We start from the raw sequence: 14,868 nt of genomic DNA on the forward strand, positions 1-14,868 counted from the left end.
CGGCGGACATCGAAAATGACGCCCGCCGGTTCGGTCTCGTCCGGTTAGTCGCGTCCCGCCTTCATATTCTTAACTTGCTGCATGACCTGTTCCAGGTTGTAACTGGCCGGGTCCTGCAGCGCCGGGAACTTGATGAAGGACTCGAGATGCATCAGCCAGAGCTGCTGCCCGATCGGCAGCATGTTCCAGTCATAGACGTAGGCGGTGGAGGGAGAAGCGATTGCCCCGGCCATACCGAACAGCGTCTTGATCTGCGTACCAACCGAGGTCTCGAACGGATCGCGCTTGATGTTGACGACCTGGGTCCAGGAATAGGGCTGGACACCGGCAATGAAGCCAGCTGGTGCGTCGGACACCATCGCGAAGTACATCTTCCAGTTCTTGTAGCGGACCGCCGACGGCGTTGTGCCGGACCAGTACAGGAAGTGGTCGCGCGCCGACTTCTCTGACTTACCGCTGAGATAGTCGACCTGGTTGACGCCATCGAGCGTGGTTTTGACAAGCCCGGGATAGCCGGCCTCGACACGTTGCTTCAATGCGTCGCCTTTGGACCCTCCGGCGATATCAACGAGAGTCGGGAGCCAGTCGAGGGACGCGAACATTTCGTTTTTGACCGTGCCGGGCTTGATGACGCCCGGCCAGCGGATAACGGCCGGGGCGCGCATGCCGCCCTCCCAGGTGCTGAGCTTGCCACCCTTGAACGGTGTGACGCCGCCGTCCGGGAAGGTGATGGTCTCCGCGCCGTTGTCGGTGGTGAACACGACGATCGTGTTGTTGAGCTGGCCCATGTCTTCGAGCTTCTTCAGCACCACGCCGATGTTGTCATCCATCTGCTTCATGCCGGCTTCGTTGACGCCCCAGTCCTTGCCGCCGGGCTCACCTACCATGGCATTGTACTTGTCCGACAGCACGGTCGTGATGTGCATGCGTGCGGGATTGTACCAGGCGAAGAAAGGCTTGTTGGTCTTCTTCGGATCGTTCCGGTCGAGAAAGTCGACGACCTTGGCCGAGATTTCCTCGTCTACTGTCTTCGAGCGTTCCAAGGTCAGCGGACCTTCGTCCTTGCACATTTGTTTAGTGCCAGTGCCGTCGGATGATACGCACGCCAGCACGGGACGCGGCGGCGTCAGGCAAACCGTGGTCTTGGGGTCCACGGCGCCGGAAACCTCGCGCAGACCGGGGATTGGCGTGTTCTTGCATGGCGCAGCGATGCCCTGCGTCGTCGGAGACTTGTTGAGGTCGGGGAAGCTCACACCCTGCATGGCGTCGAGGTGATAGAGGTAGCCCCAGAATTCCTGGAAGCCGTGCGCGGTCGGCAGCGAGTCGGCGTGATCGCCGAGATGGTTCTTGCCGAATTCGCCGGTGTTGTAGCCGAGATCAAGCAGGAACTTGGCAAGCGTCGGCGTCCCGGGCCGGATATAGGATGGGCTGCCGGGAAGTTCCGGCAAGACCATGCCGACGCGGACCGGCTGCATGCCGGTGATGAAGGCCGTACGTCCAGCCGTGCAGCTCTGCTCGGCATAGTAATGTGTGAAGACCGCACCCTCGTTGCCGATGCGGTCGATGTTGGGCGTCTCGCCCACCATCAGGCCGCGATGGTAGATGCTCGGCTGGTAGAGACCGATGTCGTCCCCCATGATAAAGAGTATGTTTGGCTTGGCCGGCGCTTGCGCCGCCGCCGGCGTGCTGGCTGGTCCGGCGAACGGTATCATCATCGAGGCGCTGAGCAGCGCGGCGCAAGAACGCTTGAGCCAACCTGCCGGTCGGCGTGGCGGCGTTTCGATCGAAGGCCGCTTGTCGTCAAGTGTAGAAGCTAACATGATGCCACTCTCCCATTTATGATGCATCAGACACTCCTCGCCTGATGCATCGAAACCCAAGATGACTTGTCGAGGTATCGACCGGCTCCGCATGGCGCGCTGCCGGCCGGTAGCGTCGGCAGTAATTCGGCGCGCACAAATGCGAGCCGCCTTTGATGACTTTCTGAGGGATCTTCACATTGGTCGTTCTGGGGTCATAGCTTTCGGCCTCGCGGCCGCCCCGCGGATTCTGCGGAATGCAGCAGGCCTTCGCCGCATCCGCCTGATGCTTTGGCGAATACCAGTCGGCGGTCCATTCCCAGACGTTGCCGATCATGTCGTGGAGGCCGTACCCGTTCGGCGGAAACGCAGTCACCGGCGAAGTGCGCTCGAAACCGTCGGCATTGGCGTTCTGGCGGGGGAATTCACCCTGCCAGGTGTTGGCCATGTGACGGCCACCGGGCGTGAATTCATTGCCCCAGGCGAATTCGACGCCTTCCTGCCCACCCCACGCCGCGAACTCCCATTCCGCCTCAGTTGGCAGATCCTTGCCCGCCCATGTCGCGTAGGCGAGCACATCGTTGAAGGCCACGTGCACCACCGGATGGTCGTCGAGACCACGGATGTTGCTTCCGGGCCCGTAGGGATGCCGCCAATTCGCGCCCTTGGCGAAAGTCCACCACTGGCTGAAGTCGCGGAGACTGACCGGATGTGCGGGGGGAGAGAACATCAGCGACCCCGCATAGATCATATGCGGAAGCGCTCCCGGATAATCCTTCGGATCAGGCGTGATCTCGGCGACGGTGACATGCTTGGTCGCCCTTACGAACTCCCTGAATTGCCGGTTCGTGACGGGATGTTGGTCCATCCAGAAGCCATCGACGGTGACGCGGTGCGCCGGAGCTTCTTCGGGATAATGCTTGTCCGATCCCATGCGAAAAGTGCCGCCGGGTATCCAGATCATCCCCTCGCTCTGCGAGGGCTCGCTATCAACGAAAGCATCGGCCTTGGCCGCAAGTGCAGGAAAAAGCGTCGACATTTTCGAGCGTTGCCTCCCGATCGATCGCCAAAACAGCAACCGAGACGAGCACACGCTACGTAGGAGCCCTGCCACAGGCTATTGGACCGTGGTCCAACATTGAACGATTTGGCTGGCATCACCCGGGAGCATCACCCGCGTGGGTGGTGTGGCAGGGACATCGTGGATTGGTGTCGTGACGAACTATTTCCCGCGAGTTCATCAGCGAAGGCGCCTCGCAGTCCATCCTTCTTCGCTGAACAGTGACATTTGCGCCACACCGATATGCAGTTTGCGCCACAACTTAATAGGGAGCGCTCGCTGTCCCATGCAGCGACTAGTGCAAGCACCCCAAACCACAACCGATCGTCGCAACGATGGCAGGTAGCCTCCCTGCGGCGGAATCTTGCCTACATCCTTAGCGGGAAAAGTGGTTACGCTCGCAAATCATGCTATCATGATTAGTGTCAACGCTGAGCTGTGCGAGCAGAGTTTGTGCGTTTACAATTTTAATGTTTTGAGTGCGGTCTATCCAAATGAATACGACGCGCATTGCTTTGTGGTGCAGCATCGGACTTCTCTTTTTGCTCGCGGGGGAAGCCCGGGCTGCGGAGCGTTCGCGCGTTCTCCTGCTTCACGCTTTCAACTACTCATTTCCCTCCACCACCTTGATTGCGGAGGCCACTCGAAAGCGGCTGGTCGGGCACGCGAAATCAATCGAGATCGATGCGGAATTCCTCGATCTCGCGCGGAATTCCGACGAAGCCCACGCGCTGCGAACGGCGACGTTTATTCGCGACAAGTACGGTAAGCATCCACCGGATCTGGTGATCGCCCTTGGCGGGGCAGCCCTCGGATTCCTGGTCAAGTATCGGGAGCTTCTTCCCAAGGTCCCGGTCGTATTTACATCCATCCCGCCGCGGACCTATGCGGAGTTGCGACCGCCACCGGAAATGACCGGTATTCTGACCGAGTTCAGTCTGACAAACACGCTATCGTTGGCGGTGCGCCTGCAACCAGAGGCTCGCCGGCTGTACGTCATCGCCGGTAGCGGCGAGGTAGATCGCCGTTGGCAATCAACAGCTCGCAGGGTCATCGAGGAGCACGGCCGAAAATTCGAGACGACTTTCCTGTTCGGGCTTCCCTATTCAGGACTCGTTGCTGAATTGTCGAAGGTGCCCAAGGATGCGATCGTGATCCTTCTGACGGTTTTTGCCGACGCTGACGGCCAGACCTTCATTCCGTCGCAGGTTGCCAGCGAGTTGTCCGCGCTGTCGCCGGCACCGGTTTACGGACCGTACGATACGTTTATCGGCAACGGCGCGGTCGGCGGCTTTGTTGAGACCTTCGAATCGATCGGCACAGCCGCGGCTGACATGGCTATCGAAATCCTGAAGGGCGCGGATCCGGCGACGCTCGCACCTCGAACAAACCCGACCCAGCACTACCGTGTCGATCACCGCGCCATGGAACGCTGGAATCTGAAGGAAAAAGATCTGCCTCCCGGCACTGTCGTCCTGTTCAAGAAACCGACGATCTGGGACGAGCATCGCGGCACCGTTCTGGCGGCCCTTTCCGTGCTCGGATTGCAATCGGCATTTGTGGGCGTCTTGCTGATTCAATGGCGCAGGAGGCAGCGCGCCGAAGAACTTCTCAGGGACAGCGACGACCGGATGACCTTTGCCGCCGCCGCGGCAAATATCGGACTGTGGCAGTTTGACCGGAATACGGACGAGCTGTGGGTCACCGAACATTGCAGGGCGCTGTTCGGCCTGCCGCCTGATGCACCGCTTACCCGGGAGGCACTCCTTGCGACGGTTCATCCGGATGATCGCGAAACGGCGAACACCGCGATTCGGAAGTCAACCGGGATGCAGCGGCCTGCCGCCACCGACGTGCGAATTGTATTGCGGTGCGGAGCGGTGCGTTGGATCCGCATCCGCACCCGCTCTTATGCGGGAGGTAGCGGTGAGCCAAAGCAATTCGGGGGCATTTTCGTCGACCTCACCGACCAAAAATCGGCCGAAGCCGAGACTGCCATGCAACGGCTGGAAATCGAGCACCTGATGCGGGTGTCCGCCTTGGGCGCGCTGTCCGGTTCGATCGCCCACGAAATCAACCAACCGCTCACGGCGATACTGTCGAACGCCCAGGCGGCCCTGCACCTGCTGGGACAGCAATCGCCGGACCTCGAAGAAGTCCGGGATGCGCTCCGGGATATCGTGCATGAAGATAATCGTGCCGGCGAAGTCATCCAGCGCCTCCGTCATCTCCTGAAAAAGGGCGAGCGAAAGCTGGAATCCGTCAACATCAATGACCTTGTCAGATCGACAGCCGCCCTGCTCCACAGCGAACTGATCGGCCGCGGAATCAGCATCAGGTTCGACCTGGAGAACAGGCTATTCCTGACAACGGGAGATTCGGTTCAGTTGCAGCAAGTCCTACTTAATCTGGTCATGAATGGGATGGATGCTATGGCCGCGACCGCGGCCGATCAGCGGTACATTCTGATTTCAACCCGCGGCATCGAGAGCGGCGCGGTTGAGGTGTGCGTAAAGGATCGAGGGCACGGCATCAGTGCACTGGGACATGGCCGTCTGTTTGAAGCGTTTTATACCACAAAGGAGCACGGCCTCGGTCTTGGGCTGGCGATCTGTTCGGCCATCATCGAGGCCCATGGCGGGCAGCTCACGCTCGTCAACGACGCGAGCGGCGGCGCGATCGCGACGATTTCGTTACCGGGCTGGGAGGCGACGGCATCATGACAGATGAATTCACCGTCTATTTGGTCGATGATGACGCCGGCGTGAGAAGAGGACTGTCGCGGTTGCTGCGCGCCAAAGGATATGACGTTCAGGCCTACGCATCTCCGCAAGGGTTCCTTGAGCACCATGATCCGGCGGCGCCTGGCTGCGCCCTGCTGGACGTCGCCATGCCGGGCCTGAACGGACTCGGCCTCCAGCAGGCGCTGACCGAGCGGGGCTCGCACCGACCAGTGATATTCATTACCGGACAGGGCGACGTTCCAACCAGTGTGCGCGCCATGAAAGCCGGCGCACTGGATTTTTTGACCAAGCCGGTCAAGGAGACGGATTTGCTTGAAGCCGTCGAGCGCGCAAGAAGGCGGGACGCCGAGCACCGACTGGCCGATTCAGAACTGGGCTCAATCCAGGCAAAGATCAGCACGCTTACGCCGCGAGAACGCGAAGTGCTCGCGCACGTGGTCGCCGGGCGGCTCAACAAGCAGATTGCCGGCGACCTCGGCACCGTCGAGAAGACCATCAAGGTGCACCGAAGCCGGATGATGGAAAAACTGGGTGTTCGCGGCGTTGCCGACCTGGTCCGGCTGGCTGAGAAGGCCCAGATTGGCAGATAACACCCCGGGTCTTATTGGCCCAACGGTCAACTCGACCGCTGACCGAACAGGGCGCAATAAGGCTTATGGCGGAGATTTCCCCCTGGATTGCCGTGATCGACGATGATCCAGCCGTGCTCAAGGCCCTGAGCCGGCTGCTGCGATCCCATGCCTACAACGTACACACCTACGGATCGGGAAAGGGATTTCTTGCTGCCCTGCCCGACGGCCTTCCCAAATGCCTGATTGTCGATCTTCAGATGCCCGCCATGAGCGGGCAGGAATTGCAGGAGCAGCTGATACGGAAGGGCCTCAATATCCCGACCATCATGATCACGGCCCACCACGACGCGGCGCTGAATCAGGAGAACCTCCAATTGGCAGCTCTTCTCTTGAAGCCGCTTCAGGAAAGCACCTTACTCGCCGCTGTCGACCGGGCCATCAACGATCCTCCCGACGACCGCTGAACGCAACCAGATACCAATGGAGATACGAAAATGCCTCTTTCAATTTCGATGATCGCCTTGAGCTCGCAGCTTGTCGTCACCGTCGCCGATCGGCTGCCGACATTCGACATCGTGCGGAGCTGCAAGCTCGACCTTGCTGCAACCGCCGGACTTACCGTCGATCAGTCGCTCAAGTCCTGCATCAGCGATGAAACGAAGGCCCGGCAGCAGCTCGCCAGCGGATGGTCAAAATTTGCCCCGTCCAGCAAGGCGAATTGCATTCCCCAGGAGAGTATTGGCGGCACACCGAGCTATGTCAGCCTGCAAACCTGCCTGCAGATGGATGTCTGGGTGAAGTCGAGGTAGTCCGGCGATAAGTTACCCTCCGGCTGTCGCGATCAAGGTCGGCCGCATCCTGGCGCGGTAGCTGAGCCTGCGTGGGTTCGATATTGGACCAGGGTCCAATATTCGGCGCGCCTGATTCCGCTATCCTCGCAAACTCTGGAGGGATCTTCATCATGAGCGCATCCCGGTTTCCGATTTTCGACCGTCGCTTTCTGCTCACTTCGCTGGCAACCCTGCCTCTCCTTTCCGCTTCGTATCGTTTGGCATCGGCGCAGGCCCAACCCGATCCGCTGCCGTCCTGGAACGATGGCGCGACCAAGACCTCGATCCGCAACTTCGTCGCGCGCGTCACGACGCAAGGCGGGCCTGACTTCGTTCCACCCGACAAGCGCATCGCGACCTTCGACAATGACGGCACGCTCTGGATCGAGCAGCCGATGTACGTGCAACTGGCCTTCATCCTGGACCGCGTGAAGGCCCTGGCCCCCATGCATCCGGAATGGAAGACCAAGCAACCCTTCGCGGCGGTGCTGGACAACGACTTCAAGGCGCTGGCGGCCTCAGGCGAGAAAGGCCTGGTTGAACTGGTGGCGGTCACGCATGCCGGAATGACCACCGCGGAATTCGAGAAGATCACCACGGACTGGCTCGCCACCGCGCGCGATCATCGCTTCAAACGGCCCTATACCGAGCTGGTTTACCAGCCGATGCTGGAACTGCTGGCCTATCTGCGCGCCAATGGTTTCAGGACCTTCATCGCGTCGGGTGGCGGCATCGAGTTCATGCGGCCATGGACCGAGCGGATCTACGGCGTGTCGCCGGAGCAAGTGATCGGATCGTCGATCAAGACCCGATTTGAGATCAAGGACGGTGCGCCAACTCTTTTCCGGCTGCCCGACATCAACTTCATCGACGACAAGGCCGGCAAGCCGGTTGGGATCAACGAGCACATCGGCCGCCGTCCGATCGCGGCCTTCGGCAATTCCGATGGCGACCTCGAAATGCTGCAATGGGCGACGCTCGGCGCCCCTGGCGTGCGGTTCGGCCTGATCGTCCATCACACCGATGCGGTGCGCGAATATGCCTACGATCGCCATTCTCACTTCGGCAAGCTGGACGTGGCGCTCGACGCCGCGGCGGTGAACAAGTGGACCGTAGTCAACATGAAGAATGACTGGAAGCGGATCTTTGCTTTCGATTAGCCCGCGTGGCGACATTTCACAGGCTGGCAGCAACGCAATTCCAACCGGCGAGGCAAAAGGTGCAAAACATGAAAATCCTTCCCATGGCGGCCTTGCTTGGCCTGACCGTTGTATTCTCTGGGACGGCGGCCTTTGGCCAACATGCGCCGTCGCCCGCCATGAAAACGATCGGCACTCCGGCTGCCGCTGCCAAGCCCGAGATCGTGCCGTCGCTGTTCGTGCTCAATTCCCGCGGCGCAACGCTGCAAGGCGAGAATCTGGTCCTGACCGGCGTGACGCCGAGCGCGATCATTTTTGCCGATCGCCCGATTCGCGCCGCGGGACACCAGCCCACGGCAGACGTGATTGCTGAATGGGCCTCGGGTGACGACAGCTTCGCCAAGAACCCGCCGAACGCAACGGTGTCCGTCCTCGGCAAGGACGGTGCGGTCAAGGATGCGGTGGTGGTACTGAAAAATCCGAAGCTCGAGGGCGACAAGCTCAGCTTCAGCGTTCAGGTTCTGGAAGGTGATCTGGCTGGCGGAGACGGGCCGGCGGCTGTCTTCATCGACATCATCGGCCGGCCGCTTACGCCGTTGTCTTTTGCAGGGGTCGCCCGCCGCTCAGCCTTCCGCGGCGCGATGTATGCCGGCGCAGCCGGTGCGGCTGCCTATGGCGCGGCCGCCTACGCCGCTCCCTATTATCGTCCTTATCCTCCGCCTCCGCCGGCGTGCGGCTACTATCCGTATCCGCCTTGCTACTAGCTCGCCGTAGCGATCCTCCAACGAACAGCAGCACACCCCGGAGAACGCAAATGCTTCGATCCTTGATCCTCGCGGCGGCCCTCTTCATGAACGCGCAGGCTGCGATGGCGCAAGCACCCAAGACCTGGTCGCAGGTGGGAATGCTGTCGTGCAAGCTCAACCCGAGCATTGGTTTCGTGATTTTCGGTCACCAATCCATGGAGTGCCGTTTCGTTCAAAACCCGCCCTTCCCGCCGCAGCTCTACGAGGGCGCGCTCAACACGGTGGGTATTGATCTTGGCATCTCGGCGGGCGGCGTGCTGGCCTGGGCCGTGCTCGCGCCGACCGCCGGTCCTCCACCGGGCGCCCTCGCCGGCGAATACGTGGGGGCAACGGGGGAAGTCGGCCTCGGTCTGGGAGCCGGCGTGAACGTCCTGATCGGGGGCTCCGGCAGAAGCTTCGCGTTGCAGCCGGTCTCCGTCGAGGGATCGGTGGCGCTGAACGTGACCCTCGGGCTCTCGCATCTCCAGTTGCGCGCGGCTCGCTGATTCCGCACGCGCGTTCGATATCCGAATGAAGCGAGCGCGGCACGCCGCGCTTGCTGAAGATGCGCTGTCGCGGTTCGCCGCGTTCCACCCTGCCCTGTTTCTTGCTGCTATAGCCGCCGGTGATAGAGCGCCACGCCGTCCCACGGGTACTTCGCAAGGAACGCCTCGAGCAGCTCTTGCGCGGTAGCCAGCGGCCCGTTGCGAAGCGCCGTGTAGACGATCTCCCATTCCAGGCAGAACTCAGCATCGGCGCTCGGCAGGTCCGCCGAGGCCGATCGCAGTTCGAAGATCTCGAACGCCTCCGAAAATCCCTTCGGGTTGATGCGGTCAACGCTGCGAAAATGAAAGCGATCGCCGACACGCTGCTTGAGCGCCGAACTCACCAGTATCGACGTCCCGTAGTTCTTGTTCAGCCCTTCGAGGCGCGCGGCGAGGTTCACTGTCGCGCCCAAAACGGTGTAGTTCATCCGGTCCGCGGAGCCGATATTGCCGACCACGGCATCGCCGACATGCAGGCCGAACCGCGTGTTGTAGGCCGGCCATGCCTCGCGCTCGAACGCGGCGTTGAGCTCACGGTTGGCTTCGATACAGGCGAGCACGGCCGTGCAGGCATTGGCAACGTGATCCTCATCCTCGATCGGCGCGTTCCAGATTCCCATCACCGCGTCGCCGATGAATTTGTCGACCGTGCCCTTGTTGGCCATGATCGGCTCCGACAAGGCGGAGAAGTAGCGCGAGGTGTAGAGCATCACCTGGGTGGGATCCCGGTTCTCGGTCAGCCCGGTGAAGTTGACGACGTCGGTGAACAGCACGGTCACCTCCCGGCGTGCGCCGCCCAGCGTCATCGCGTCGCCGGTTTCCACGAGTTGCTGCACCAGCCGCTTCGGGACAAAGTTCGAGAAGGTCTCGACCAGCGTGCGCATGGTGGAGACCGAGCGGCCGAGATCGTCAATCTCGCGGATCGTGGAGTGCACCGCTGGCCCGGCCGCCGGTTCGAACCGCTGGATCCGGTCGGTTTCGTCCGCCAGCGCCCGCAGCGATTTGGACAGCATCGCACCGATGAAGAAGACGATCGGCACCATCGCTGCGACGAATCCAAGCGTGGCGACAAACAGGCGGCGGCGCTCGGAAAGAATACTGGCGAAGAACTCGTCGACCGGCGCCACCACCGCGACGCGCAGATTGGCCGGACCTGAACGGGGGATGGTTTGGAAAGCCGCGGCGTACAGCCGCCCCGCCGGATCCCTGAAGAACTGCTCGGCAATGCCATTCGCGCGCCAGGCACGGATCGCCTTCAGAACCCCCGCCATATCCGTCTCACGCAGGGTCGGAATGGTACCCGACACCTCCCGTCCCATCAATTCCGTCATCCGGGGATGGGCCAGAATGCGGTCGTCATCGTCAAACAGGAAAGCGACGCCCGATTCGGTCAGCTTCTCCCGTTTCAACACCTCCTGCGTCGCGTCCATCAGCAGGTCGCCCGCGACCACGCCGTCCCTGCCCGCTTTCAGCGCGGACTGCACGGTATAGCCCTGCTTTCCCGTCGCGAAGAAAATATACGGCCCGGTCAGCCAGCTGCCGTCGCGGCGAACAGCATCCTTGTACCAGGGCCGCTCACGCGGATCGTAGTCGAGCGGCCCCGGCAATTCCCTGACCGTTTCGAGTTTGTCCGACAGAAACAGCCTTCTGGATTTGACGTTGGCGGGATCGGACCGCGAGATCACCACCAACCGGAACACGGCCTGATCGGGTGCCTCCAGCTTCGCCCGCGATTCCCGCCCGGTACCGCCGATGTCGTCCATCTGGATGAACGAGCCGTCGTCGTAGCCGGCATAGAGGCTGAAAAGCTGGTCGTTGTTCTTCACCATCGCCGCGAGCAGCGCGTACAGCCGCGGATTATCCTCGATCTCGGCGGACTGAATCGGCGGCAGCGCGTTCAGTATCTCGATGTTGTCCCGCACCAGCTTCAACTGCGAACCGATCCGGTCCGCCGACGATTCGGCGACCTTGCCGATGAACTGGCTGGCGGCGGCATCCGTGACCGCGGTGATCCGCTGAAAACTCAGATAGACCAGCGCCAGACCGATGACGAGGACGATTGCGACGAACAGCGTGATAACCGAGGTCTTGAACCCGAGCCGAAGGCTTCTATCGTTCGTCATCGACGCACCATAACACTCCACTCAGAACGAATTGGCGCAATCGTCATCGCAATCTGGCGCAGCCAGCGTCGCGCCCTTGCCGGGGTCGCCGTGGACGGCTTCTGGGTCAACCGCACGCCGGTGACCAACCGTTGGTTCAAACGGTTCACGATCGCGATTCGGACGCGCTGCTCTACGCAGAGTCCAGAGCTGACTCCAGACCTGCGCCGTTACGGGCAAACGTCCCAAAAGCCCTGCGTCTTGCCAGGATCGGTATAGTACCAGCAGTAGCCGGGCGCCGGCGGCGAACCCGCATAGGCCGCGGCGGAGGCAGCGGCGACGAATCCGATCGCGGCACCGGCGGCGATCGCGCCGCCCGGACGCCAGTAGTAATTGGCCGGACGGACCCAGCGGCCGGGACGCGCGACACCCGGACCCACGACCGCGCCGCCGCGTACCACGGTCCGGCTGGCCGCGTTGCCGCGCGGACCGACGACGGTGGTGCGGCGCACCGAGCCGCCGGCTCGCGCGCGGACTTCCGTCACCAGACTATCTTGTTCGAGTTGCTGTTGCAGCAGACCGGAGGGCGCGAGGACCGTCGCCGATGCCGGCGAAGGCGTCAGGGCCAGGAAGGCGGAGAGGGCTAGCGCGCAGACCATTCCGGTGGGAGCGCTGGCCAGGATGGCCAAACGGGTTAGTGTTGAACACATCGCCGGACCCCTTTTCTTCTTTTGATTCTTGTTTTGGCCGCTCGCGTGTTGGTTGCGCACGGCAGAACCAGATTAGTCTAGCCCTCTTCCGTATTTCCGCACAATCATGACGTGCGGCGCATTGGCGCACAGCCTCTGCGCCCCGGCCGACGAGACGCGAAGCATCTGCGCAACTGATGCTAATTGAATATCGAAGCTCTGTGATGTGCAGTTTGTGCCAATCCGCCGTGGCGGGATGTCAGCCTCGCGATGACGCCCTTGCGCTTCGCTAATCCTTCGCCGCCATCAGGCTGGAAAGAAGACCTTCACTCCCAAGCTGTCGATCATGCTCACCCCAAAAAGCAAAACCCCCGGCAGTTTCCTGCCGGGGGCTCACTTGGATCTTGATCAGACGAACTGGATTACCAGTTGCGCTGAGCGCGGATCAGCATGCTGACGGTGTTCTGGTCCTTCAGCTCGTACACAGCTGCCGGCTTCGCGATACCAACCTGGGTGCCAGGGGTGGTAACCGTTCCAGCGAACTTCTGGTCGAGATGGGTATAGATCACATCCGCCGAGAAGGTCAGGCCCTTCACAGGCGTCCAGCGGGTGATGACACCGATCTGGGCGACGTTGAAGTCCGGGTTACAGGTGGTGAGACCTACGATGCCCGTGAGAGCGCCGCCGGGGCCGCAAAGCAGAGCAGCTCCGCCGTTGCCATACTTAAGCTGGGCGTAAGCGCCGTAGAGTGCCGAGCTCCAGTAGGGATCCCAGTTGTGGTTGAAGGCACCGCGCATACCCCAGGTCTGAACCTTGGAAATGCCGGTTCCCAAACCGAAGATGCCGTCTGCCGCTGCAGCGAGACCAACGCTCTGGTAGGCGCCGGCCAAGCCGGTACCGCCGTACATCGCGAAGCCCTGCGGAGCAAGGTTCTGGAAGTTATAGCGGGTCGCACCGTCGGTGTAGACCGCCTGGATGTTGATCGTGTCGCCAGCGCCGGTCGGGATGTTCTTGATCTGCAAGGCACCCTGAACAGCCCAGCCCCACGTGTCGCTGGGATGACCGGTGACTTCACTGCCGCCGTAGTAAGCAGCATGAAGGTTATGCCCGACTGCCGACAACTGAACCATACCCCAAGCCTGGTCGGCCTTGAGCACGCCGATGATATCGGGAGCCCGTGTGCCGCCCCAATCGTTGGCGCCGTAGCCGCCACCTGCGAACGCCGCGGGAGCAACGAGGCCTGCGCTCGTGTTGATCAGAGTAGCCTGAGAGTAGGCCGTCGGATCCTGCACCGACACGGTGCCCGAGATGCCGTTGCCGAACTGAGCGGTATAGGTGAACTGGTTCACACCGGTGACCATGCCGCTGCCGCCGACGAGACCGTCGAAGTTGTTGCCCGGGTAGTTGGTCCAGGGAGCGTCGAACTGCGAGATCGTCTTACCCATCGTGAACCCAGCGAACTGGATGAACGCATGGTAGACGCCGAGCGAACCGCCCGAGGTACCGCCGTCCGACGGGTTACCAACGCCACCGAAGCCACCGGCGAAGGCAGACGCCGAGTAGACGGTGCCGCCGAGGCCGTTACCGGCGTAGGAGCCCGAGGTCCAGGAGAACGTCGCATCGAAGTAGGTGCGGACGACGCCGTATTCGGTCGCGGTACGCGTATCGATGTTCAGGTCCTGACGGGAACGAGCGGTGTAATAGTTCGACAGGCGATTGCGAGCGCCGGCCTGGGTCTGGTAGGCACCGCCGAACACGCCGTTGGTGTTGAGCGCGGTTTCAACGCGCAGATAACCACCCAGCTTGATGCAGGTGTCCGTGCCGGGGATGTAGTAGAAACCAGCACCGTACAGGGAGCAGATCCTCACGTACTCGACCGCTTTGGCCTTGACGGGAAGATCGGCAGCCTGAGCTCCACTCATGGCGAGGAGACCCGCCGCTGAGCCGAGAATAAGGCTCTTAACCATCTTCATGATAAACCTCCAAGTTGCTCTGTAGGGAAGGTTCCGGATCCGCCGGGTGCAAACACCCTAAGGTTGGTTCCCTTAATCCCCTGAAACCCGCTTTGTCGCTTCGCGCCTTCGGACCACTCCCGCTTGAACGCGAGGGACTTAAGCGAACCACCTAACGGGACGACCTCGGGATGCCCCCCTCCGTCGCAAGGTCACAATTACCGAGGACTTCTGCACACGCAACAAAGGAACCGCTCCAAGACGCATGACTCAGCGCCTTTTCCAGCGGGTGTTGCACAAATAACACGCAGATGTGATCGGGCTTTCGCTGTAACATATTGTTTCAAATGGACATTTTAGAAAAGTTCCATTTGGTGCCTGAATTGTGGCTCAAGGCCGGCCGATGGCCGGTTTTCCCCTTCGGGCGCCCTTGCGGTCTCGAATCGAGCGCCCAAACCACCGAATCCCCGTCCGGCCGTCACACACGTGATGGAATGAGGCTCGTCGATACGGCTGGCGCAATGCCGTTCGATCGCAGCCATATATAAGAGCCTCACGGGCCGCGGCGTTGCTTGCGGAAGGGCCGGCAACGAACGGGTTCTGCGGATCCACTCCAGAATCGCAAAAGCCGCTGCCGAAACCGCAAGCCGG

General features: G+C 61.5%; 12 protein-coding genes. 7 read left to right on the forward strand and 5 right to left on the reverse strand.

What is annotated here, in order from left to right; genetic code table 11:
* Positions 1–44 precede the first annotated feature (44 nt).
* Entirely contained in the window at positions 45–1,715 is a 1,671-nt protein-coding gene (locus ACSQ84_RS20380) for an arylsulfatase (protein WP_436213661.1), read from the reverse strand.
* Between the two features lie 121 nt (positions 1,716–1,836).
* Positions 1,837–2,838: a formylglycine-generating enzyme family protein gene (locus ACSQ84_RS20385; protein ID WP_436213490.1), complete on the reverse strand. Its 1,002-nt coding sequence runs from the start codon at positions 2,836–2,838 to the stop codon at positions 1,837–1,839.
* A gap of 515 nt (positions 2,839–3,353) precedes the next feature.
* On the opposite strand from ACSQ84_RS20385, the gene ACSQ84_RS20390 reads away from it, so the two are divergent.
* The 7 genes from ACSQ84_RS20390 (at position 3,354) to ACSQ84_RS20420 (ending at position 9,435) form a co-directional block, all read left to right on the forward strand.
* Positions 3,354–5,582, forward strand: coding sequence for a sensor histidine kinase (locus tag ACSQ84_RS20390; RefSeq protein WP_436213491.1), 2,229 nt, complete (start codon positions 3,354–3,356; stop codon positions 5,580–5,582).
* Positions 5,579–6,193, forward strand: a complete 615-nt coding sequence (locus tag ACSQ84_RS20395) for a response regulator transcription factor (protein WP_436213492.1) — start codon at positions 5,579–5,581, stop codon at positions 6,191–6,193. The genes ACSQ84_RS20390 and ACSQ84_RS20395 overlap by 4 nt, the downstream gene beginning before the upstream one ends.
* Positions 6,194–6,258: 65 nt before the next feature.
* The gene (locus tag ACSQ84_RS20400) at positions 6,259–6,639 is read left to right on the forward strand and encodes a response regulator transcription factor (RefSeq protein ID WP_436213493.1); all 381 of its coding nucleotides are present in this window, start codon (positions 6,259–6,261) and stop codon (positions 6,637–6,639) included.
* Between the two features lie 30 nt (positions 6,640–6,669).
* Positions 6,670–6,984: a hypothetical protein gene (locus tag ACSQ84_RS20405; RefSeq protein WP_436213494.1), complete on the forward strand. Its 315-nt coding sequence runs from the start codon at positions 6,670–6,672 to the stop codon at positions 6,982–6,984.
* A 152-nt stretch (positions 6,985–7,136) separates the two neighbouring features.
* Positions 7,137–8,165 carry an HAD family hydrolase gene (locus ACSQ84_RS20410; RefSeq protein WP_436213495.1) on the forward strand — a complete coding sequence of 343 codons (1,029 nt, stop codon included), beginning with the start codon at positions 7,137–7,139 and terminating at the stop codon, positions 8,163–8,165.
* Between the two features lie 83 nt (positions 8,166–8,248).
* Entirely contained in the window at positions 8,249–8,908 is a 660-nt protein-coding gene (locus ACSQ84_RS20415) for a hypothetical protein (protein WP_436213496.1), read from the forward strand.
* A 50-nt stretch (positions 8,909–8,958) separates the two neighbouring features.
* Complete coding sequence (locus ACSQ84_RS20420; RefSeq protein WP_436213497.1) at positions 8,959–9,435, forward strand: DUF992 domain-containing protein; 477 nt, start codon at positions 8,959–8,961, stop codon at positions 9,433–9,435.
* A 107-nt stretch (positions 9,436–9,542) separates the two neighbouring features.
* On the opposite strand, the gene ACSQ84_RS20425 is transcribed toward ACSQ84_RS20420, so the two are convergent.
* The 3 genes from ACSQ84_RS20425 to ACSQ84_RS20435 form a co-directional block, all read right to left on the reverse strand.
* Positions 9,543–11,597, reverse strand: a complete 2,055-nt coding sequence (locus ACSQ84_RS20425; RefSeq protein WP_436213498.1) for an adenylate/guanylate cyclase domain-containing protein — start codon at positions 11,595–11,597, stop codon at positions 9,543–9,545.
* 209 nt (positions 11,598–11,806) lie between these two features.
* Entirely contained in the window at positions 11,807–12,286 is a 480-nt protein-coding gene (locus tag ACSQ84_RS20430) for a hypothetical protein (RefSeq protein ID WP_436213499.1), read from the reverse strand.
* A 401-nt stretch (positions 12,287–12,687) separates the two neighbouring features.
* A complete protein-coding gene (locus tag ACSQ84_RS20435; protein WP_436213500.1) occupies positions 12,688–14,238 on the reverse strand; it encodes a porin in 1,551 nt (516 codons plus the stop codon).
* Positions 14,239–14,868 lie beyond the last annotated feature (630 nt).

This window comes from Bradyrhizobium sp. LjRoot220, from assembly GCF_964252915.1.
Taxonomy (GTDB): Bacteria; Pseudomonadota; Alphaproteobacteria; order Rhizobiales; family Xanthobacteraceae; genus Bradyrhizobium.